Raw genomic sequence first — 20682 nt, 5'->3', positions numbered from 1 at the left:
CGGTGAGGCTCCAGGGCGGGCGGGGTCACTGGCAGTGTAGCCATGACGGCCGTCACGACGGAGGCACGATGCGCAAAATATCCCTGTTACCGTCCGCATCGGTTTCGTAGAATCCAGCCACGAATTTCGACGCCATAGGACAATGCAATGGGCAGGGCCTTCCAGAACCGCAAGGAATCCATGGCCAAGACGGCCGACGCCAAGACCAAGGTGTACAGCAAGTACGGTCGCGAGATCTACGTCTGCGCCAAGCAGGGCGGCATCGACCCCGCCGGCAACCTGGCCCTACGCGGTCTGATCGAGCGCGCCAAGAAGGACCAGGTGCCATCCCACGTCATCGACAAGGCCCTGGACAAGGCCAGCGGCGTCGGCGGCGAGGATTTCTCGTCGGCCCGCTACGAGGGCTTCGGGCCGGGCAACTGCATGGTCATCGTCGAATGCCTGACCGACAACCCGAACCGGACCTTCGGCGACGTGCGCGCCTGCTTCACCAAGGCCAAGGGCAAGCTCGGCACCCCGGGCAGCGTCAGCCACATGTTCGATCACTGCGCCATCCTCGCCTTCAAGGGCGATGACGAGGAGGCTACCCTCGAGACGCTGATGGAGGCCGATGTCGACGTCACCGACATCGAGAACGAATCGGGACGCATCACCGTCTTCGCGCCCCACACCGAGTACGCCAAGGCCAAGCAGGCGCTGATCGACGCCTTCGGCGAGCTCGACTTCGAGGTCGACGAGATCCAGTTCGTGCCCCAGACCATGACCCCGGTCGAGGGCGACGACGTGGCGATGTTCGAGAAGCTGATGGACACCCTGAACGACCTGGACGACGTGCAGAACGTCTTCCACAGCGCCGAGGTTGAGGGCCAGGCGTAACGCGGCCTCCCCCTGCCGCACTCCGCAAACGGCCGGCCCTCAGGGCCGGCCGTTGTACTTGAGGTGCATGGAGGTCACGCCATGCCGTGGCGGGTCATGCACGGCGATGTCCGGGGACGCTCAGTCACGCGCCCCGACGGGCACCATCAGGTGCTGGTAATCGGTACCCTTCCACATCACATAGGGGCCGCCGTTGTCCGGGTCGGTCGGGTAGGCTTCGAGCAGCGCCGCCGGGGCGATCAGCATCAGGTGCGGCCCCTCCTCGATCCACTCGTTGTCGTCCGTGGGTCCCTCGGCATAGGGATCGACATTGCTCGCCCCCTCGTCGCCGGCCAGCATATAGGCGATGCCCATCGACTCGGCCTCGAACGGCTCCTTGCTCTGCCAGGCCTGCGCCCACTGCATCCAGGCCTCGTCGAGGCACATCGGCGCGGTCCCGGTCAGGCTCGGTGGCGTCGGCATGCAGGTATAGCCGATCGAGCCCTCCTTCAGCACGTTGCCTTCCCAGTCGACCACCCTGGCGCCTTCCGCCAGGCCCGGCGAGGCCGCCGCCAGAGCATCATCGATCATCGCCTGGTCGGCCAGGGCCACCCCGCTCCCGGCCAGGCACGCCAGCAGCGCGACCAGGCCCGTGCAGACCCTGGGTGTCATACCGCCATACAGGTGCTTCATTGTCGCTACCTCGCCGTCATGTGCCCACTCGAACACTCGGCTTCAGTACAGCGGAGAAGGCCCGCATCGGCCAGCGGGAGGAGGTAAAATCCGTCGCGAGCATCAGGCATGCTCAACGAGAACGTCAGGCGCCCGGGAGGAAGGCCCGTCAGGCGCCTGACGTTCTTGATATGCGCCTGACGGCGGTGGATCACTCCACCGTGATGGTGATGGCCTCGGAGGTCACCGGCGGGTCGAAGCTCATGTGGCTGGCATCCATGAACAGCAGCTGCAGGGTGTGCTCCCCTGACTCGAGCTCGAGATCGACCTCGGTCTGCCCCCCGCCGAAGTGGCGCATGGCCTCGTTGGCCGGCAGCGGCTGGTCGAGGTCCACCTCGTCCAGCGGCGTGTCGACCAGCAGGTGATGATGGCCGGTGCCCTCGCGCTCGGTCCCGGCGGGTGCCACGCCCATGCCCGAGAGGCCCATGCGTACGGTGACGGGGCTCTCGACTGTCGCCCCCGTCTGAGGCGAGATGAAGTAGACCTCGGTGCCCTCCGGGGCCGAGGCGCGTTCCATCTGGGCCAGGGCCGGGGCAGCCAGAATGGCACCGCCCAGAAGCCCCAGCGCCAGGCCACAGATCCGCATGTTCATTGCTCCTCTCCTTGTCGCATGATGAAAGGTCGCGATGACGGCGTGTCACCTCAGCACCTAGCAGGCCCGTCCCGAAGGATTACCCACCTCCCCAGCGTAGCTAAGCCTGGACGAATATGGAGCCCGCCGTGGCATGGGACTCCCAATTAGCCCCCTTGCCCGATGCCTTGGACCGCGGTATCGCGATACTCCATCCGCGACCAGAGACTGCCTTCCAGGAAGTCACAGCCTTGATGGCGCAGATAATCGGCCTGGGCACGGTTCGTCACCCCACTGGCAACGACCGCCATGCCGAGCGCCTGGGCCAGGACGATGACGGAACGGATGATCGCCTGATGCTGGGGATTGTCCAGGCAGCCAGCGATATACCGCTCATGGATCTTGAGGCTATCGAAGGGACAGCCGTTCTTGAACTGCCCGAGAAGCGGCTGGCCGTTGCCGAATGGGTCGAGGGTCAACCTCACCCCCAGTGCATTCAGCTTCTCGAGGATGTCTTCGCTGCGCCGAGGAGTGCGCATCAGCACGCTCTCGGCCAGCTCGAGTTCCAGCACCTTGCTCGGCAGCCCGCTGCGTGACAGGGCCTCCTCGACCTGCTCGACCAGCTCACCCAGCAGTTCGGTGCTCGACACTTGTACCACCACGCGCAACTCGACACCCGCATCGAACCAGGCACGGGCATGACGACAGGCGTTCGAGAGCAGCCAGCGATCGATGGGGGCGATCTCACCGGCCGCCTCGGCGGCCGCCATCCAGCGCGCCTGCCCGATATCGCCGAAGCGACTCGAGTGCCAACGGGGATGTACCGACACGGCCACGACCTGGCCGCCGCGCGCACAGATCAAGGGACGAAAATGCAGCTCGAGCTCCCCGCGGGGCAGGGCCTCGCGCAGGGCGGAAAGCAGCGCAAGGGGGGCCGGATCCATGTCCTCGAGCAGCGCCGGTGAGAAGAGCTGGTAGCGGCGACGCCCGAGCTGCTGGGCACGGCGCCGAGCCAGGTTGGCGTGACGCATCAACGCCTGGACGGTTTCCCCATGGTCGGGAAACAGGCTGAGGCCGATGCAGCAGCTCGTGAAGACCTGCTGGCCATCGAGCTCTACGGGCATGCTGGTCCAGTCAAGTAGGCGCTCGATGATCGGCCACAACGCCTCTGTGCGCGCGAAGCCAGACAGCACCGCCACCATCTCGTCACTGCTGAGCCGGCTGACAACGGCATCGCTGCCGAGGCAGCGCTTGATACGCTGCGCGGACTCATGCAGGAAGTAATCGCCCATTTCCAGCCCCAGCGAATCGTTGATTGCCTTGAGCTGGTCGATGTCGATATGCAGCACCGCGACCTTGCCCAGGGGGCCGGGGGGATCGGTGATCAGGGCCGCCAGTCGCTGCTGGGCATAGTGACGGGTCGTCAGGCCGGTCACTCCATCGTGGAGGGCATGATCGGCCAGGTCCATCAACATGGCGTTGCTTGATGCCTGGGCCGCCTCCAGCGTGGCCTCTGCCTGCAGGCGAGACGCGTGTTCGCGGCGCAGTGCCAGGGCTTGCTGTTGTAGTCGGGAAACCTCGCGCAACTGCTGACTCGGCGCCAGACGGCTGTAGCGTTCGGCGGGCAGCACATGGGAGTGGTGATCGCAGATGGACTCGAAGGCGTCTTGGGCATCGTCAAAATGCCGTAGGGCATAGCTGCACAGCAGGGTCAGCGGCATATGCTGACAGGCCGAGTGCCAGAAGGCTTCGAGACGCACTGCCGCCTCGTGATTACCCTCCGCGCACAGCAGGTTGACCAGTTCGCCGAAGGCACGAGTGGGCAGGGGCGCCCGGGCCGCGATGTCGTCGAGAAGATGTTGTTCGAACAGGGTCTCATCCGGCATGCCATCCCGCATGATGGCCTGCAGCACCGTCTGCGCATCACAGGTGACCAGTTGCCCGCTGGCCAGGGCCGCGTCGGTATCTAGGCCCGACGCCTCCAGCCGCTCCAGCACGGCCGCCAGGTGGGGGGCCGTCAACAACACCAGCAGGTGTTCTCCGGCCTCGGCACCGGCCTTGAGATAATCGGCCACGACCTCGGCGAGAAAGGCGTCGTCCTCGTAGAACTGGACGACATGATCATGAGACTGGCAGTGAGTGGCAACTGACACGGGAGATCCTTACACGACTAGGCCATGTCACTCAATCGATTCGATCCCGCTTGATAAGAACCACAAGAAATGAATCGACCGAATTATTGTTTGATGGTTCGAATAACCGTGAATATCACGTCCTCGCCCGGCAGTCAAAATCGCATCCGAAATGCGCCTTACCGCTCGTCGTGGGCGGCCCGCCAGTCGGCTGCGGCCTCGGCCACGCCGGCGTCCCGGTCGCCGCCGAGCAGGGCCCGCCGCTCTTCCTCCTCCTCGCGCACGTCGTCGATCACGGTCATCAGGTCGTCCACGTCGACCTCCCGGGTGTCGTGCTCGAAGCAGCCGGTCAGCTGGCTCTCCGGGTGCAGATCACCGGCCTCATAGAGCGACCAGATCTCCTTGCCATAGTCGGTCGCCAGCAGCTCCGGGGCGAAGCGGCCGAAGTAGCGGCGCATGTTGTCGACGTCGCGCTCGAACATCCAGGCGGCGCTGTTGTTGCCCGCGGCATCCACCGCCTGGGGCAGGTCGATGATCACCGGGCCATCGGCGGCGAGCAGCACGTTGAACTCGGAAAGATCGCCATGGATCAGGCCGGCGCAGAGCATGCGCACCACATCGCCGATCACCTTGGCGTAGTGGGCCCGGGCCTCATCGGCCGTGAGGGTCACGTCGTCCAGTCGCGGGGCAGTCAGCCCTTCGGCATCGGTGATCATCTCCATCAGCAGCACGCCGTCGATGAAACCGAAGGGCTTGGGCACCCGCACGTCGGCGGCCGCCAGCCGGTAGAGGGCATCGACCTCGGCGTTGAGCCAGGCCTGCTCCTGCTCCTTCTGACCGTAGCGGGTCTTCTTGGCCATGGCCCGGGAGCGGCGGCTGTTGCGCTCGCGGCGCCCCTCCTGGTACTGCACGGCCTGCTTGAAGCTGCGCTGCTTGGCCTCCTTGAAGACCTTGGCGCAGCGCCGTTCGCCGTGGGAGCGCACCACGAACACCTGGGCTTCCTTGCCGCTCATCAGCTGGCCTTCGACCTCGTCGATCAGGCCATCCTCGACCAGCGGCTGTAATCTCTTGGGTATCTTCATGTCACCACGTTGGCATAGAACCCGGCGGCTGGGTATGCCCCGGGCGAATCGCATTGCAGGATCGGTCAGCGGCGGATGCGACGGGCCCGGAAGCTGCGTCCCTTGAGCTTGCCGTTGGCCAGCTGGTCGAGGGCCGCGCCGACGACGTCGCGACGCACGGCCACGTAGGCGCTGTTGGCCAGCACCTTGATCTTGCCCACCTGGTCGCCGGCGATCCCGCCCTCACCGGTCAGGGCGCCGAGGATGTCGCCGGGTCGCACCTTCTGCTTCTTGCCGCCGCCGAGCTCCAGCGTCGCCATGGCCGGCGTGAGGGGCGAGCGCTCCAGCACCGCACGGGAGGGCAGCGGCTCCGTGGCGAGGGTCTCGCCGAGGAAGTCGGCGAGTCGCGCCAGCCGGTACTCCTCCTGCTCGGACACCAGGGTACAGGCCACCCCGGAGCCGCCGGCACGGCCGGTGCGCCCGATGCGGTGGACGTGCACCTCGAGTTCGCGGGCGATGCGATAGTTGAACACCGCGTCCAGCGACGCGATGTCGAGCCCACGGGCGGCCACGTCGGTGGCCACCAGAATCGAGGCGCTGCCGTTGGCGAACAGCACCAGCAGCCGATCGCGGTCGCGCTGCTCCAGGTCGCCATGCAGCGCCAGGGCGCTGAAGCTCGCGTCGTTCAGGGCCTCGGCGACCTCGTCGGTCTCGCGCTTGGTGTTGCAGAACACCACGCTGGAGACGGGCCTCACGTGCAGCAGCAGGCGGCGCAGCGCCTCGAAGCGGGCCGACTCGTCGGCGATCCGGTAGAAGTGCTGGCGGATAGTGGTGTCGTCGTGGGGCTCGTCGACCTCCACCGTGACCGGCTCGCGCATCAGCCGCTCGGCGATGGGCCGGATGGCCTCGGCATAGGTGGCGCTGAACAGCAACAGCTGACGGCGCGCCGGGGTCTCGGCGATGATCGCCTCCATGGCGGCCTGAAAGCCCATGTCGAGCATGCGATCGGCCTCGTCCAGCACCAGGGTCTCGAGCCCGGAGAGGTCGAGCGCGCCCTTGCGCAGGTGTTCCTCCACCCGCCCCGGGGTGCCGACGACGAGGTGCGCGCCGTGCTCCAGCGAGGCGCGCTGCGGCCCCAGGGGCGCGCCGCCGCACAGGGTCAGCACCTTGACGTTGGGCAGGCTGCGCGCCAGGCGGCGCAGCTCACCGGCCACCTGGTCGGCGAGCTCCCGGGTCGGGCAGAGCACCAGCCCCTGTACCCGAGAGGACGCGAGGGACAGCCGCGAGAGCAGCCCCAGGCCGAAGGCCACGGTCTTGCCCGAGCCGGTCTTCGCCCGGGCGATCACGTCGCGTCCCGCCAGCATCGGCGGCAGGCTCTCGGCCTGGATCGGCGTCATGGTGCGATAGCCCAGCGTAGCGAGGTTGGACAGCAGTTCCGACGCCAGCGGCAGCGCGGCGAAATCGGCAGAGGAATCAGACACGTAATAGACCTGCAGGAAAAAGCGGGCGGCGTGACGGGGCGCGATGACGGCGGACGCCGCCTGCCCGGGGTCACAGGAGCGAGGATGAAAGTCGGCCAGCATAGCAGAAAGTGCCGCCCATCGCCCGCAAGTGACCAGGCCGGTAGAAGCACGCCCGGTCTTCTACAGTGACATACAAGAGCACCGGCAGGATCGGAGCGTGGGCGCCTCGCACACGCCCGCCGACCAGGGAGCAAACCACCGACCATGTGCCTGGCCATTCCCATGCAGATCACCCGCCTCGACGGCGACACGGCGCGCGCGGCCTCCCGCGGCATCGAGCGCGACATCGACCTGATGCTGGTCCAGGACCAGCCCCTCGCCGTGGGCGACTTCGTCATCGTGCACGTCGGCTATGCCTTGCAACGCCTGGAGCCCGACGATGCCCTGGCGACCTGGCAGCTGATCGACGAGATGGATGCCGCCGGCGACACGGATAAACAGGGAGCCCAGGGACGTGCATGAGTTGAGCCTCTGTCGGTCGCTGATTCGCCAGGCCAGCCGAGTCGCGGCCGAGCATGGCGCACCGAGCATTCGCCGCGTCTGCCTGCGCATCGGACCGCTCTCCGGCGTCGAGGTCGAGCTGATGCGCGAAGCCTTCCCGCTGGCCAGCCACGACACCCCCGCCGAGGGCGCACGACTGGAGATGGCGACCTCGCCGGTGCGGGTGCACTGCCCCCGCTGCGCACAGGAGGCCGAGGCCCGCGTCAACGACCTGACCTGCCCCCACTGCGGCCACTGGCAGACTCGACTGATCGGCGGCGACGAGCTGCTGCTGGTCAGCGTCGACCTCGCCTCGGCGTCAACCGAGCCGCTAGTCCCGCCAAGCTAAAAGGAGCCCCATCGTGTGCCAGACCTGCGGCTGCGCCCTGCCCGACCACCTTCGTCCAGAAACGAACGAGCGAGACGTTCACACCGTGGCGGTGCTCGAGGGCCTCAAGGCCCACAACGACGCGGCCGCGCGTCATAACCGCGCGCACTTCGACCGCGCCGGGCTGCTGGTCGTCAACCTGATGTCCTCCCCCGGCGCCGGCAAGACGCGTCTGCTGGAGGCCACCATCGAGGCGCTGGGCGGCCGCTACCGGTTGGCGGTGATCGAGGGCGACCTGGAGACCGAGAACGATGCCCGACGCATTCGCGCCAAGGGGGTGCCGACGGTGCAGATCACCACCGGCAGCGCCTGCCACCTGGACGCGACCATGGTGCACCGCGCCGCCCATGCGCTGGCGCTGGACGCGCTGGACATCCTGTTCATCGAAAACGTCGGCAACCTGGTCTGTCCCGCGAGCTTCGACCTGGGCCAGCATGCCAGCGTCACCCTGCTCTCGACCCCGGAGGGCGACGACAAGCCGCTCAAGTACCCGGTCATGTTCCGCGCAAGCGACCTGGTGCTGGTCACCAAGACCGACCTCTTGCCGGTGCTCGACGACTTCAACGTCGCGGCGGTGGCGGAGCATATGCGACGGCTCGCCTCCACCGCCCCGGTGCTGGCGATGAGCAGTAAGACGGGCCCGCTCGATGCCTGGCTCGCGTGGCTCGAGACAGGGCTGGCCGAGCGGCGACGGCGAGTCTTTCACCCGGCGGCGCCCGGAGACGAGGGCCTGCTGACGCGCCCCGGCCCTAACCATCCAGGCCCCTCTTTTCTCGGCAACCTGGCATCGCCCGAGCCATGATGACACCCTCTCCCGGCGACTGGCTGTCGCGGATACGCGCCCTGCCCCGGCCCCTCTCGGGCCGCCTGCGGATCATGAACGTCTGCGGCGGCCACGAGCGCACCATTACCCATGCCGGCCTGCGCAAGGTCTTGCCCGACTACCTGGAGCTGATCCCCGGGCCGGGCTGCCCCGTCTGCGTCTGCCCCGAAGAGGATATCCATGCCGCGGTGACCCTCAGCCTCACGCACGATGTCATCGTCGCCACCTTCGGCGACATGGTGCGCGTACCCTGCAATGCCCCGAAGCGGGAGCCCCGCTCCCTGCAGGCGGCCCGGGCCATCGGCGGCCAGGTGGTGCCGGTCGCCTCCCCGGGCGAGGTGCTGGCCCTGGCCCGCCAACATCCCGACAAGCGGGTGGTCTTCTTCGCCGCCGGCTTCGAGACGACCACCGCTCCCCTCGCCGCGCTCTTCTCGCGCGCCGACCTGCCGGACAACCTGCTGCTGCTACTCAGCGCCCGCCAGACCTGGCCGGCCATCGCCCACCTGCTCAAGGACGGCAGTGCCGGCTTCGATGCGCTGATCGCCCCGGGACATGTCGCCACCATCATGGGCGCCGAGCAGTGGCGCTTCGTGGCCGAGGCACACGCCTTGCCCACCGCCGTGGCCGGCTTCACCCCCGGCCTGATCCTGGCGGGCCTGCATGCAGTACTCCGGCAGGCGCTCGACGGGGCCGCACGGCTCGACAACGCCTATCCGCAGTGCGTCACCGCCGCCGGCAACCGACGGGCACAGGCGCTGATGGGCGAGCTGTTCGAGGTCACCGACGCCGAGTGGCGCGGCATCGGCCCCCTGCCCGACTCGGGCTACGGCTGTACGGAGGCCCTGGCCCACCGCGACGCCCGCCGGCAGTTTCCCGAGGTGTTCGAGGCCGCCTACGCACGCCGCGGCGAGATGCCCCCCGGCTGCGACTGTGCCGCAGTGGTGCTGGGCCGGATTCGGCCGCCGGAGTGCCGGCTCTACGGCCGCGCCTGTACGCCGGATCAGCCAGTGGGCCCCTGTATGGTCTCCGACGAGGGCGCCTGCCGAATCTGGTGGGCGAGCGGCGTCCGCTCGGGCGAGGACTCGAGCGTTCGGCGGATCGCTACCACCTCCGTCGACGCTGCCCCTAGTGAGACAGCCCAGGATGAGAAGGACCCGGACAAGACCGTCCCGATCGAGACGGCTCCAGCCGAGCCAACACCCAACCAGGAAGCGCGACGCTGGGTGCTGTCCGGCGTGGTTCAGGGCGTGGGGTTCCGGCCCTTCGTCCAGCGACTAGCCAGCCGGCTGGGCCTCGCCGGCGAGGTGCGCAACCGCGGCGGCGCGGTAGTGATCGAGGCCCAGGGAAGCGCCGAGCGGCTGGCCACGTTCGAGCACGCCCTGCTCGGGGAGGCCCCGCGCCTGGCGAGCCCGCGCATCACCTGCCGCGAGACGATCGAAGCGGCGCGGATGCCATCATTCGTGATTCGGCCAAGCGACGGCGAGGAGGAGCCCGCGGGCCCGGTCCACCTGCCGCTGGACACCCCGGTCTGCCCGGCCTGCCTGGCGGAGATGCGCGACCCCGAGGATCGCCACTACCGCTACCCCTTCACCCACTGCGACCAGTGCGGCCCGCGCTACAGCGTGATCGAACGGCTGCCCTACGATCGCGCGCGCACCGGCCTCAAGGCGTTCCCGCTCTGCCCGGCCTGCCAGACGGAGTACGACGATCCGCAGAGCCGACGCTGCCACGCCCAGTCGATCGGCTGCCCCCGGTGCGGGCCCCGCCTGACGTTCATAGAGGGTTTCGTAGAGGGCGTCGCGGAGGACGAGCGCACGCTCACGGAACCCGAGGAGGCGCTGGCGGCCGCCGTCGCGGCCCTCGATGCCGGGCGGGTCGTGGCCGTGAAGGGCGTCGGCGGCTACCACCTGATGGTGGACGCCGGCCGGGCGGCGGCGGTGGCGACCCTGCGCGAGCGCAAGCACCGGCCCCACAAGCCGCTCGCCGTGATGTTCCCCTGGAGGGGCGAGGACGGCCTGGACGCCGTGCGCGAGCACGCCCGGGTCGACCCGGCGGCCGCCGCGGCTCTGCTCTCAGATGAGCGTCCGATCGTGCTGGTTCCTCTGCGACCCGGTCACGGCCTGGCCGACGGGATTGCCCCCGGGCTCGACGAGGTGGGTGCCCTGCTGCCCTATGCGCCCCTGCATCACCTGCTGCTGGAGGCCCTGGGGCGCCCGCTGGTTGCCACCTCGGCCAACCTCGCCGGGGAGCCCCTCGTTACCGACCCCGAGGTGGCCGAGGCGCGCCTCGCCCGGGTCGCCGACGCCTTTCTGCATCACGACCGCCCCATCCTGCAGGGCATCGACGATGGCGTGAGGCGGCCCATCGCCGGCCGGGCGCGTCCGCTGCGCCTGGGGCGCGGCGGCGCCCCCCTGGAGCTCGAGTTGCCGGATCGGCTGACCTTGCCAGCGTCTCAGCCCCTGCTCGCCGTGGGCGCCCACCAGAAAGCCACGATCTGCCTCGCCTGGGAGAGGCGGCTGGTGCTGTCGCCACATATCGGCGATCTCTCGAGCCTCGCCGCCCAGCGCGCCTTCGACCGCCAGGTCACGACCCTCTCAAGGCTCTACGGCGTGCACCCCGAGCGACTCCTCCACGACGCCCACCCCGGCTATCACGGCAGCCGCTGGGCCGGGGAGAGCGGCCTGCCCCGCCAGGCTATCGTCCACCATCACGCCCATGCCGCCGCGCTCTGCGCGGAGCACGGCCGCTTCCAGGAGCCGACCCTGGTCTTCACCTGGGACGGCACCGGCCTGGGCCCGGACGGCAGCCTGTGGGGTGGCGAGGCGCTGCTCGGGCGACCCGGCCACTGGCGGCATGTCGCCTCCTTCGCCCCCTTCGCCCTGCCCGGCGGCGAGGCGGCCATCCGCGAGCCCTGGCGCCTGGCCGTCACGCTGTGCTGGCAGAGCGGCCTGGCGACACCGGACGTCCCAGCCTCCGGCGACGAACTCGGCCTGCTGCGAGGGATCTGGGAGCGGCGCCTCAACGCGACGCCCTGCTCCGCCGCGGGCCGGCTCTTCGATGCCGCCGCGGCGCTGCTGCTGCCGATGCGCCGAGTCAGCCACGAGGCCGAAGCCGCCATGCGCCTCGAGGCCCTGGCCAATGGCGACGGCCAGGGCCTCGAGCTTCCCCACCATCGCGATCCGGATGGGGTGCTACGCTGTGACTGGCGCCCGCTGATCCGCCACCTCACGGATGCCCGCCTCGCCCCGAGCCGGCGCGCCGCGGATTTCCATGCCACCCTCGTCCGGGTGCTGCGGCACCAGGCCGAGGTGGCCCGGGCCACCTCGGGGGTGACGACCCTCGGCCTGACCGGGGGCGTGTTCCAGAACCGTCGCCTGACCGAGGCGGCAGTGGCGACACTGACAGGCGACGGCTTCACGGTACTGCTGCATGAGCGGCTGCCCTGCAACGACGCCGCCATCAGCGTCGGCCAGGTCATCGAGGCCTTGGCATGCAACGAATAGCCGCCATGACGAGGAGACGTGAGTGACACAGCCCGGAGTCGAGACGGCCACCATCACCCTGGCCCATGGCAACGGCGGACGCCTCATGCGCCAGCTGATCGAATCGGTCTTCGTCCGCCACCTGGGTAACCCCTGGCTGGCGCCCCTCGCCGATGCCGCCGTGCTGCCCCCGGCCACGGACGACCAGGCGCTGGTCTTCACCAGCGACGGAGTTACCGTACAGCCGCTGTTCTTCGCCGGGGGCGACATCGGCAGCCTCGCCGTGCACGGCACCGTCAACGACCTCGCCGTCGCCGGCGCCACCCCGCGCTACCTTAGCCTCAACGCCTTCCTCGAGGAGGGGCTGCCGCTTGAGGACCTCGAGCGCATCGTCGAGAGCCTCGCCGCGGCGGCCCGGGCCTGCGATGTCCAGGTGGTGGCCGGCGACACCAAGGTGCTGCCGCGCGGCCTCTGCGGCGGCGCCTACTTCGGGATCTCCGGGATCGGCCTGCGCCCGCGCGACCTGACGCTCGGCGCCGGCGGCATCCGCCCCGGCGACGCGGTGCTGGTCAGCGGGCCGGTAGGGGACCATGGCATTGCCGTGATGCTGGCCCGCGAGGAGTTCGGCCTGAGCGGCACGCTGGCCTCCGACAGCGCCAGCGTGCTGCCCCTGACCCGGGCGCTGCTGGACCTTTCCGGCCTGCGCTTCCTGCGTGACCCGACCCGCGGCGGCCTGGCGACGGTGCTCCACGAGGTGATCCACGCCACGAGCCTGGGGGTGACCCTCGAGGAGGCGCGACTACCGATCCGCGGCGCCGTGCGCAGCGCCTGCGACATGCTGGGCTATGACCCTCTGTACATCGCCTGCGAGGGGCGGGTGGTCGCCATCGTGGCCGAGGACGAGGCCGACGAGGCCCTGAGCCGCTGGCAGGCGCTGCCGCAGGGGCGAGGGGCGCAGCGGATCGGCGCACTCGACCCGCACCACGACCGGCTGCTGCTGGTCAACGAGTGGGGCGGCGAGCGCCTCCTGCAGGAGCTCGAGGACGACCCGCTGCCGCGCATCTGCTGAGCGAGGCAGCGCCGCCCACCTGACGATCGTTGAAGGGGACACGGCACCATGAAGGTACGGCACTTTCTCGCCCGCGAGCGCCTCCAGTCACTCATCGACCGGCTGGTGGAGGCGGGCTATGAGGTCATCGGGCCCCGGGTGCGCGACCATGCCATCCTCTTCGAGCCCCTCGCGACGGTGGAGCAGCTGCCTGTCGGGATCATCGATGACCAGGCCCCCGGCCACTACCGGCTCGAGCGCACGGATTCCGGACGCATCTTCGACTGGGCCACGGGCCCGCAGGCGATCAAGCCGCTGACCTTTGCCCCTCGCGAGACCCTGTGGCGAAGCGAGCGACAGCCCGACGGCCGCCTGGTGTTCCGCGAGCAGCCCCCCGAGGCCCAGCCGACGGCGGTCATCGGCGTACGCGCCTGCGACCTCGCGGCGCTGGCGGTCCATGACCGCCACTTCCTGCATGACGCCCACCCGGACCCGCACTACCGCGAGCGACGCCAGAACCTCTTCCTGGTCGCCGTCAACTGCATGCGCTCCGCGGCCACCTGCTTCTGTACCGCCACCGGGGATGGCCCGCGGGCACAGCACGGCTTCGACCTGGCGCTCTCGGAACTCGACGACGGCTTCGTGGTGGAGGCCCACACCCAGGAGGGCCAGGCCATCCTCGACACCCTGGAGACGACCCTGGCAAGCCATGACCAGCTCGAGCAGGTGGAAGCCGGGGTCGAGCGTGCCACCCGCCAGCAGACGCGCGGCCTGCCCGAGGGATCGCTGCCGGAGATGCTGCAGGCGGCCGTCGCCCACCCGCACTGGCAGAGCCTCAACGACCGCTGCCTGACCTGCGGCAACTGCACCGCGGTCTGCCCTACCTGCTTCTGCCAGACCCACCTCGACGAACTCTCGCTGGACGGGAAGACGTCCGAGCACGGCCGGCAGTGGGGCAGCTGCTTCGACCCCGACCACAGCTATATCCATGGCACCGTCATCCGCGCCGAGCGGCCCCAGCGCTATCGGCAGTGGCTGACCCACAAGTTCGGCACCTGGGTGGAGCAGTACGGCCGCAGCGGCTGCGTGGGCTGCGGCCGCTGCATCGCCTGGTGCCCGGTGGGCATCGACGTGACCGAGGAATTGGAGGCGCTTTCTAAGGCCCCCGACGGGGAGAACCCGCCATGACCAGCGCGCTGGTGCCCCACGAGGCCGAGGTCGTCGGCCGCAGGGATGAGACCCCGGACATGTTCAGCCTGCAGCTGCGCTTCACCGACCCCGAGGTGCAGGCCGCCTACCGCTTCACGATGGGCCAGTTCAACATGCTCTACCTGCCGGGCATGGGCGAGGTGCCGATCTCCATCGTCTCCGACCCCGACGAGCGGGCGATGATCGACCACACCATCCGCAAGGTCGGCTCGGTCACCCGCAACCTGGGGCGGCTCGAGGTCGGTGACCGGCTCGGCCTGCGCGGCCCCTATGGTCGCGGCTGGCCCACGGAGGAGGCCGAGGGTACCGACCTGGTGATCGTCACCGGCGGCCTGGGCTGCGCCCCGTCGGTCTCGCTGATCGAGTACGTCCTGCACCGGCGCGGACGCTACGGCCGGATGCATATCATCCAGGGAGTGAAGCACTCCAACGACCTGATCTGGCGCGATCGCTACGCCGCCTGGCGCCGTCACCCGGACGTCGAGGTCTACCTGACCGCCGACACCGGCGATACGTTCTGGCCCTGGCATACCGGCCCGGTGACCCAGTTCTTCGAGCGCATCGACTTCGACTCGGCGCGCTGCTCGGTCTTCATCTGCGGCCCCGAGGGCATGATGCGGGCGGTGATCAAGGCGATGCGCGAGCGCGAGGTGCCGGAAGAGCGGATCTGGCTCAGCATGGAGCGCAACATGCACTGCGCCATCGGCTCCTGCGGCCGCTGCCAGCTGGGGCCCAAGTTCGTGTGCCGTGACGGCCCGGTCTTCACCTGCCGGGAACTGGCGCCCTACCTGTCGCACAGGGGAGTCTGACCATGACCACCGCGACCCGCCGCCCACGCATCGCCGTGCACAAGTTCAGCTCCTGCGACGGCTGCCAGCTGGCCTTCCTCAACCTGGGCGAGCCCCTGCTGACCCTGGCCGAGACCGTCGACATCCTGCACTTCGCCGAGGCCGGGCCGATCGACGAGGAGGCCGAGGTCGACGTCGCCTTCATCGAGGGCAGCGTGGCCACCTCCCAGGACGCCGCGCGCCTGCACGGCATCCGCCAGCGCAGTCGCTACCTGGTCACCATCGGCGCCTGCGCCACCGCCGGCGGCATCCAGGCACTGCGCAACCTCCACGACGCCGACGAGTGGGTATCCGGGGTCTATGCAAAGCCCGAGCATATCGACCTGCTCGCCGACTCGACCCCGATTGCCGAGAGCGTCAAGGTCGACCTGGAGCTCTGGGGCTGCCCGGTCAGCGGCGAACAGGTGCTCGACGCCACCAAGTCGCTGCTGGCCGGCCACCTGCCCCGGGTCGACCACAGTGCGGTGTGCATGGAGTGCAAGCGCCAGCAGGCGGTGTGCGTGATGGTCGCCCAGGGCCGGCCCTGCATGGGCCCGGTCACCAGCACCGGCTGCGGCGCGATCTGCCCCCGCTGGCAGCGGGACTGCTACGCCTGCTACGGGCCCGCCGTGCAGGCCAACGTCTCGGCACTGGCCAGCCACCTGGCCGATACCGGCATGCCGGCCGACGAGGTCGCCCGGCGCCTGCTGTTCATCAACGGCCATGCCGAACCGTTCCGGCGTGAGGGCCTGGACTGGCAGGCACGGGTCATCACGCGTCAGGGCCGCGAGGAGGAGCAGGGATGAGTCACGACACGCGAACCGGCGAGATCCATGTGCCCATCCTGGCACGGGTCGAGGGCGAGGGCGCCCTGGACATCCGCATCGCGGCGGGCCGGATCGAGGCGCTGACGCTGCGCATCTTCGAGCCGCCCCGGCTGTTCGAGAAGCTGCTCGAGGGCCGCAGCACCCAGGACGTGATCGACAGCGTGGCCCGCATCTGCGGCATCTGCCCCGTGGCCTACCAGATGAGCGCGGTGACCGCGCTCGAGTCGATCCTCGGCGTCACGCCCAGCCCCTGGGTGGAGGCGATGCGCCGGGTGATGTACTGCGGCGAGTGGCTGCAGAGCCACAGCCTGCACATCCACCTGCTGGCCGCCCCCGACTTCCTCGGCTTTGAGAGCGCCCCGGCGATGGCCAGGGACTACCCGGACGAGGTGCGCCGTGGCCTGCGGCTCCAGGGGCTCGGCAACGAGATCATCCGCACCTTCGGCGGCCGCTCGGTGCACCCGGTCGGCATCTGTCCGGGCGGCTTCTTCCATGCCCCCGACACGGCGGCCATCGAGGCCCTTCGACAGCACCTGGCGGAAGGCCTCGAGGAGGCACGCGAGCTGATCACCTGGGTCGCCGGCCTGCCGCTGCCCGAGGACGACCAGGCGTTCGTCTCCGTCTCGTTGCGCCATGACCACGACTACCCCATCACTGAGGGCCGGATCGTCTCCGACCAGGGGCTCGACATCGCCCCGGCCGACTTCGAGCAGCACTTTCGCGAGTTCCAGGTGCCCCACTCCACCGCCCTGCACGCCCAGCTCGACGGCCATCCCTACCTGGTCGGGCCGCTGGCCCGGCTCAACAACAACCTCGACCGGCTGCCCGAGGCGCTGCGACAGCTGCTCGACGACCTCGGCGTGCGCTTTCCCAGCCGCAACATGTTCCACAGCATCGTCGCCCGGGCGGTGGAGATGCATGTCGCCCTCGCCGAGGCGCTGCGCCTCACCGAGGACTACGACCCCGCCGCCGAGCCCCATGCCGAGGCGCCCGCCCGGGCCGGCGGCGGCGTGGGCTGCACCGAGGCCCCCCGCGGCATCCTCTGGCACCGCTATGCGCTGGACGATCAGGCCCGGGTCGTCGAGGCCCGCATCGTCCCCCCGACCAGCCAGAACCAGGCGCGGATGGAGGAGGACCTCGCGGCGAGCCTCACGCGCTTCGGCCTGGAGCGTGACGACGACGCCCTGCGGCTTCACGGCGAGATGGTGATCCGCAATTACGACCCCTGCATCTCCTGCGCCACCCACTTCCTGGACTTCCGTGTCTTGCGAGAAAATGACTTGCGAAAAAATGTCCTGCGAAAATAAGCCACGCGGGAATGCCCCGGGCGCGGCCGTGACGAACGCCGCAGATGGCCGGCCCGGGGGCCATGCCTATCTCTTCGGGCTCGGCTCACCCCATGGCGGGGACCGGCTGGGCTGGCTCGCCGTCGAGTGGCTGGGCGATGCATTACGCGAGCGCGATGACCTCACGGTCGCGCGACTCGACCAGCCCGTCGACCTCTTCCTGCACGCGGTGACGCCACGCGACCGCCTGCTGCTGGTCGACGCCATGCGGGGCCAGGGGCCGCCCGGCACCCTCAAGGTCTTTGCGCCGGCGGAGCTCCCTACGGCCGCCGCGCGGCTGTCATCACATGGCCTCGACCTGGCCAGTACCCTGGCGCTGGTCGAGGCCCTGGGGCTCTTCCGGGCGGGCATCCGGATCATCGGCATCGAGATGCCGGCAGAAGCAGGCCACGACATGCCTGGCCGCGAGATGACGGCACCCGGGCTCGACGAGGCGCAGGCCCGGCGACTGCACGCGGCGGTCCTGGGCTGGCTCGATGCCGGCTAGGGTCCCGGACCAGGGCGGGCCTCAGGGGCGTCGACCGACGGGCAGCGGCTATCGGCCCTCGCCCCCGGGCCGTGTGAGCGGCAGTGGGCCGTGCTCCTTGACGGTCTGGATGGCGAAGTTGCTGCGGATGTCGCTGACGCCCGGCAGGCGCAGCAGGGTCCCGGTCAGGAAGCGCTCGTAGGCCGCCAGGTCCGCCACCACCACCTGCAGCAGGAAGTCCGACTCCCCCGACACCAGGTGGGCGGAGACCACCTCCGGCAGCGCCACGACCGCCTCGCGGAAGGCGTTGGCCTCGGCCTCGTGGTGGCGCTCCACCTTGACCCCGACGAAGACAGTGAGGCCGAGGCCCACCCCGCCGCGGTCCAGCTCGGCGTGATAGCCACGGATCAGCCCCGCCGCCTCCAGCTGGCGCACCCGTCGCAGGCAGGGCGAGGGCGAGAGGTTCACCTCCTCGGCCAGCTGCACGTTGCTCAGCCGGGCGTCACGCTGCAGTGCCGCCAGGATGCGCCGGTCGATGGCATCCAGCCGAGTGTTTGGCATGAACATTCACCTCAATTTTCTTCATTGGCATTTTCTGCCAATTTTATCCGCTTTCCTGGCCGACTTCGCAAGGACCTGCCGGCGCCCCCGGGGCTAGACTGGCAGCGTTCCAGCAAGACGTTTCACGACGGCGGGAGGCGAACCCATGGAGCTGTGGCTGTTCATCGGCGCCCTGGCGGCGGTCTACCTGCTGCCTGGCCCTGACATGCTCCTGGTGCTGCAGACCGGCAGCCAGCAGGGGCACACCCGGGCGCTGGCCACCGCGGTGGGACTGGCCGTGGCGCGCGGCCTGCACGTGGCCCTGGCGGCCCTGGGGCTCGCCACGCTGTTCGCCAGCGCGCCCTGGACCTTCGATGCGGTGCGCTATGCGGGGGGCGCCTACCTGGCCTGGATCGGCCTGCAGCTGCTCCGCTCGCCGCCCGTCACGGAGGGCATCGACGCGGTCAGTGTGGGGATGCTCGACGACGGTCACCGCCGCGCCTGGCGCCGTGGCCTGCTGACCAACCTGCTCAACCCCAAGTCGCTGCTGTTCTGCTCGGTGCTGCTGCCCCAGTTCGTGTCTCCCGGGGAGGGGCCCGTGCTGCTGCAGTTCGCCCTGCTGGGCAGCCTGCTGGTGGGCATCGGCCTGCTGTTCGATGCCGGCTACGCCACCCTGGGGGCCGCGCTGCAGCGCTGGTTCGCCGGCAGCCCGCTGCGGGCGCGACTGCAGCGCTGGACCTTCGGCTCGCTGATGATCGGCTTCGCCCTGCGCCTGGCCGCCTGAGGGGCCGGCGGCCTTGTCCTGCGTCAAGACGCCACCGTTGCGTCCCGGCGGCCCATCCCCACCCTGTGCCATAGTGAGGCCATGCACATCGACGCACCCACCCATGAGAGGAGACCCCGATGCAGGAACGTGAGGTCGATATCGCCATCATCGGCGCCGGCAGCGCCGGCCTGAGTGCCTGGCACGCCGCCAGCAAGCACAGCGACAGCGTGCTGCTGATCGAGGGCGGGGCCTATGGCACCACCTGTGCCCGGATCGGCTGCATGCCCTCCAAGCTGCTGATCGCCGCCGCCGAATCCGCCCACCACGCCCGCGATGCCGGCGGCTTCGGCGTGCGCACCGGCCCCGTGGAGGTGGACGGGCGCGCCGTCATGGAGCGCGTCCAGCGCGAGCGCGACGGCTTCGTGGGCAGCGTGATGAAGACGGTGGCGCGCCTGGGCGAGGACAACCGCCTCGAGGGCCATGCGCGCTTCGAGGACCCGCATACCCTGGTCGTCGGCGACCATACCCGCGTGACCGCGCGCACCATCGTCATCGCCACCGGCTCGCGCGGCACCTGGCCAGGCTTCTTCGAGGCGGCCGGCGACCGGCTGGTCGTCAACGACGCCGTCTTCGAGTGGGACGACCTGCCCGAGTCCGTCGCCGTGTTCGGCCCCGGCGTGATCGGCCTGGAACTCGGCCAGGCGCTGCACCGGCTGGGCGTACGCCTGCGGGTCTTCGGCGTGGGTGGCGCCCTGGGGCCCTTCCAGGACGAGGCCGTGCGGGACTACGCCGACCGCACCTTCAACGAGGAGTTCTACGTCGACCCCGACGCCAAGGTGGAGCGCATCGAGCGCGACGGCGACGCCGTGGTGATCACCTTCCTCGAGCGCGACACCGGCAGGCGCCTCACCGAGCGCTTCGGCTACCTGCTCGCGGCCACCGGCCGGCGCGCCAACGTCGACCGGCTCGACCTGGAGAAGGCCGGCCTGGCCGTCGACGACAAGGGCGTGCCCCACTACAACCGCTTCACCCTGCAGTGCCGCAACGCCGACGACAGCCCCAGCCACGTCTTCATCGCCGGCGATGCCAACCAGGAGCTGCCGCTGCTGCACGTGGCCAATACCGAGGGGCGGATCGCCGGCGACAACGCCGGGCGCTACCCGGAACTACGCGCCGGCACCCGCAACGTGCCCCTCTCCGTGGTCTTCACCGACCCGCAGATGGCCACCATCGGCACCAGTCGTTCCGAGTTGGAAAAGCAGTACGGCGGCTGCGACTGCATCGCCACCGGCGAGGCCTCCTTCGAGGACCAGGGGCGCGCCGTGGTGATGCGCCAGAACCGCGGGCTGATGCGCCTCTACGCCGAGCACGGCTCGGGCCAGTTCCTGGGCGCCGAGCTGTTCGGCCCCCGGGTGGAGCACATGGCGCACCTGCTGGCCTGGATGCTGGAAGAGCGGCCCAGCGTGAGCCGCATCCTCGAGATGCCCTTCTACCACCCGGTGCTCGAGGAGGGGCTGCGCAGCGCCCTGCGCGACCTCAATGCCAACCTGCAGCAGGGCCCGGCCATCACCGAGCGCTGCATGGAGTGCGGGCCCGGAGACTGAGC

General features: G+C 69.7%; 19 protein-coding genes. 13 read left to right on the top strand and 6 right to left on the bottom strand.

Annotated features, from left to right (window positions below; all coding sequences use genetic code 11):
* The first annotated feature begins 147 nt into the window (after positions 1 to 147).
* Entirely contained in the window at positions 148 to 876 is a 729-nt protein-coding gene (locus FEI13_RS09610; RefSeq protein ID WP_138181321.1) for a YebC/PmpR family DNA-binding transcriptional regulator, read from the top strand.
* A gap of 120 nt (positions 877 to 996) precedes the next feature.
* On the opposite strand, the gene FEI13_RS09605 is transcribed toward FEI13_RS09610, so the two are convergent.
* The 5 genes from FEI13_RS09605 to dbpA all read right to left on the bottom strand — a co-directional run bounded on the left by FEI13_RS09605 (position 997) and on the right by dbpA (position 6832).
* Entirely contained in the window at positions 997 to 1548 is a 552-nt protein-coding gene (locus FEI13_RS09605; protein WP_204758395.1) for a hypothetical protein, read from the bottom strand.
* Between the two features lie 190 nt (positions 1549 to 1738).
* Positions 1739 to 2179 carry a DUF4399 domain-containing protein gene (locus tag FEI13_RS09600; protein ID WP_138181320.1) on the bottom strand — a complete coding sequence of 147 codons (441 nt, stop codon included), beginning with the start codon at positions 2177 to 2179 and terminating at the stop codon, positions 1739 to 1741.
* Positions 2180 to 2325: 146 nt separating this feature from the next.
* On the bottom strand, positions 2326 to 4311 hold the full coding sequence (locus FEI13_RS09595) for a putative bifunctional diguanylate cyclase/phosphodiesterase (protein ID WP_138181319.1): 1986 nt from the start codon (positions 4309 to 4311) through the stop codon (positions 2326 to 2328).
* Positions 4312 to 4469: 158 nt separating this feature from the next.
* Entirely contained in the window at positions 4470 to 5372 is a 903-nt protein-coding gene (locus FEI13_RS09590; protein ID WP_138181318.1) for a PA4780 family RIO1-like protein kinase, read from the bottom strand.
* Between the two features lie 65 nt (positions 5373 to 5437).
* A complete protein-coding gene (gene dbpA / locus FEI13_RS09585; protein WP_138181317.1) occupies positions 5438 to 6832 on the bottom strand; it encodes an ATP-dependent RNA helicase DbpA in 1395 nt (464 codons plus the stop codon).
* Positions 6833 to 7078: 246 nt separating this feature from the next.
* Between dbpA and FEI13_RS09580 the strand changes: the two genes are divergently transcribed.
* Genes FEI13_RS09580 through FEI13_RS09535 form a run of 10 tightly spaced genes read left to right on the top strand, consistent with a single transcriptional unit; the run spans position 7079 to position 17791 of the window.
* Complete coding sequence (locus FEI13_RS09580) at positions 7079 to 7336, top strand: HypC/HybG/HupF family hydrogenase formation chaperone (RefSeq protein ID WP_138181316.1); 258 nt, start codon at positions 7079 to 7081, stop codon at positions 7334 to 7336.
* Positions 7329 to 7703: a hydrogenase maturation nickel metallochaperone HypA/HybF gene (locus FEI13_RS09575; protein ID WP_138181315.1), complete on the top strand. Its 375-nt coding sequence runs from the start codon at positions 7329 to 7331 to the stop codon at positions 7701 to 7703. The genes FEI13_RS09580 and FEI13_RS09575 overlap by 8 nt, the downstream gene beginning before the upstream one ends.
* Before the next feature lie 13 nt (positions 7704 to 7716).
* Positions 7717 to 8544, top strand: coding sequence for a hydrogenase nickel incorporation protein HypB (gene hypB / locus FEI13_RS09570; RefSeq protein ID WP_204758394.1), 828 nt, complete (start codon positions 7717 to 7719; stop codon positions 8542 to 8544).
* Positions 8544 to 12068, top strand: a complete 3525-nt coding sequence (hypF, locus tag FEI13_RS09565) for a carbamoyltransferase HypF (RefSeq protein WP_204758393.1) — start codon at positions 8544 to 8546, stop codon at positions 12066 to 12068. Before hypB ends, hypF begins: the two co-directional genes overlap by 1 nt.
* Before the next feature lie 22 nt (positions 12069 to 12090).
* Complete coding sequence (gene hypE, locus FEI13_RS09560) at positions 12091 to 13116, top strand: hydrogenase expression/formation protein HypE (protein WP_204758392.1); 1026 nt, start codon at positions 12091 to 12093, stop codon at positions 13114 to 13116.
* Positions 13117 to 13164: 48 nt separating this feature from the next.
* Positions 13165 to 14283 carry a 4Fe-4S dicluster domain-containing protein gene (locus FEI13_RS09555; RefSeq protein ID WP_138181313.1) on the top strand — a complete coding sequence of 373 codons (1119 nt, stop codon included), beginning with the start codon at positions 13165 to 13167 and terminating at the stop codon, positions 14281 to 14283.
* Complete coding sequence (locus FEI13_RS09550; RefSeq protein ID WP_138181312.1) at positions 14280 to 15113, top strand: FAD/NAD(P)-binding protein; 834 nt, start codon at positions 14280 to 14282, stop codon at positions 15111 to 15113. The genes FEI13_RS09555 and FEI13_RS09550 overlap by 4 nt, the downstream gene beginning before the upstream one ends.
* Before the next feature lie 2 nt (positions 15114 to 15115).
* Positions 15116 to 15937, top strand: coding sequence for an NADH-quinone oxidoreductase subunit B family protein (locus tag FEI13_RS09545; RefSeq protein WP_138181311.1), 822 nt, complete (start codon positions 15116 to 15118; stop codon positions 15935 to 15937).
* A complete protein-coding gene (locus FEI13_RS09540) occupies positions 15934 to 17265 on the top strand; it encodes a Ni/Fe hydrogenase subunit alpha (protein WP_138181310.1) in 1332 nt (443 codons plus the stop codon). Before FEI13_RS09545 ends, FEI13_RS09540 begins: the two co-directional genes overlap by 4 nt.
* Positions 17266 to 17293: 28 nt before the next feature.
* Positions 17294 to 17791: a hydrogenase maturation protease gene (locus FEI13_RS09535; RefSeq protein WP_158294535.1), complete on the top strand. Its 498-nt coding sequence runs from the start codon at positions 17294 to 17296 to the stop codon at positions 17789 to 17791.
* 48 nt (positions 17792 to 17839) lie between these two features.
* Here the strand turns inward: FEI13_RS09535 and FEI13_RS09530 are convergent, their stop codons facing one another.
* A complete protein-coding gene (locus FEI13_RS09530; protein ID WP_138181308.1) occupies positions 17840 to 18331 on the bottom strand; it encodes an Lrp/AsnC family transcriptional regulator in 492 nt (163 codons plus the stop codon).
* 145 nt (positions 18332 to 18476) lie between these two features.
* Here FEI13_RS09530 and FEI13_RS09525 point away from each other — a divergent pair, with 145 nt between their 5' ends.
* Both FEI13_RS09525 and FEI13_RS09520 read left to right on the top strand, forming a co-directional pair.
* The gene (locus FEI13_RS09525; protein WP_138181307.1) at positions 18477 to 19094 is read left to right on the top strand and encodes a LysE family translocator; all 618 of its coding nucleotides are present in this window, start codon (positions 18477 to 18479) and stop codon (positions 19092 to 19094) included.
* Positions 19095 to 19213: 119 nt separating this feature from the next.
* Positions 19214 to 20680, top strand: a complete 1467-nt coding sequence (locus FEI13_RS09520) for a dihydrolipoyl dehydrogenase (RefSeq protein ID WP_138181306.1) — start codon at positions 19214 to 19216, stop codon at positions 20678 to 20680.
* Positions 20681 to 20682 lie beyond the last annotated feature (2 nt).

The organism is Halomonas urmiana (genome assembly GCF_005780185.1).
Lineage (GTDB): Bacteria > Pseudomonadota > Gammaproteobacteria > Pseudomonadales > Halomonadaceae > Halomonas > Halomonas urmiana.
The sequence above is the reverse complement of the archived record's forward strand: the minus strand, read 5'-3'. Positions and strand labels throughout refer to the sequence as shown.

Excerpts from the sequence above, each read along its gene's own strand:
- FEI13_RS09550 (WP_138181312.1), top strand. The coding sequence starts at position 14,280 with ATGACCAGCGCGCTGGTGCCCCACGAGGCCGAGGTCGTCGGCCGCAGG.
- FEI13_RS09530 (WP_138181308.1), bottom strand. The coding sequence starts at position 18,331 with ATGCCAAACACTCGGCTGGATGCCATCGACCGGCGCATCCTGGCGGCA.
- hypF (WP_204758393.1), top strand. The coding sequence starts at position 8,544 with ATGACACCCTCTCCCGGCGACTGGCTGTCGCGGATACGCGCCCTGCCC.
- FEI13_RS09525 (WP_138181307.1), top strand. The coding sequence starts at position 18,477 with ATGGAGCTGTGGCTGTTCATCGGCGCCCTGGCGGCGGTCTACCTGCTG.
- FEI13_RS09590 (WP_138181318.1), bottom strand. The coding sequence starts at position 5,372 with ATGAAGATACCCAAGAGATTACAGCCGCTGGTCGAGGATGGCCTGATC.
- FEI13_RS09600 (WP_138181320.1), bottom strand. The coding sequence starts at position 2,179 with ATGAACATGCGGATCTGTGGCCTGGCGCTGGGGCTTCTGGGCGGTGCC.
- FEI13_RS09580 (WP_138181316.1), top strand. The coding sequence starts at position 7,079 with ATGTGCCTGGCCATTCCCATGCAGATCACCCGCCTCGACGGCGACACG.
- FEI13_RS09540 (WP_138181310.1), top strand. The coding sequence starts at position 15,934 with ATGAGTCACGACACGCGAACCGGCGAGATCCATGTGCCCATCCTGGCA.
- FEI13_RS09555 (WP_138181313.1), top strand. The coding sequence starts at position 13,165 with ATGAAGGTACGGCACTTTCTCGCCCGCGAGCGCCTCCAGTCACTCATC.
- FEI13_RS09545 (WP_138181311.1), top strand. The coding sequence starts at position 15,116 with ATGACCACCGCGACCCGCCGCCCACGCATCGCCGTGCACAAGTTCAGC.
- FEI13_RS09520 (WP_138181306.1), top strand. The coding sequence starts at position 19,214 with ATGCAGGAACGTGAGGTCGATATCGCCATCATCGGCGCCGGCAGCGCC.
- FEI13_RS09605 (WP_204758395.1), bottom strand. The coding sequence starts at position 1,548 with ATGAAGCACCTGTATGGCGGTATGACACCCAGGGTCTGCACGGGCCTG.
- FEI13_RS09610 (WP_138181321.1), top strand. The coding sequence starts at position 148 with ATGGGCAGGGCCTTCCAGAACCGCAAGGAATCCATGGCCAAGACGGCC.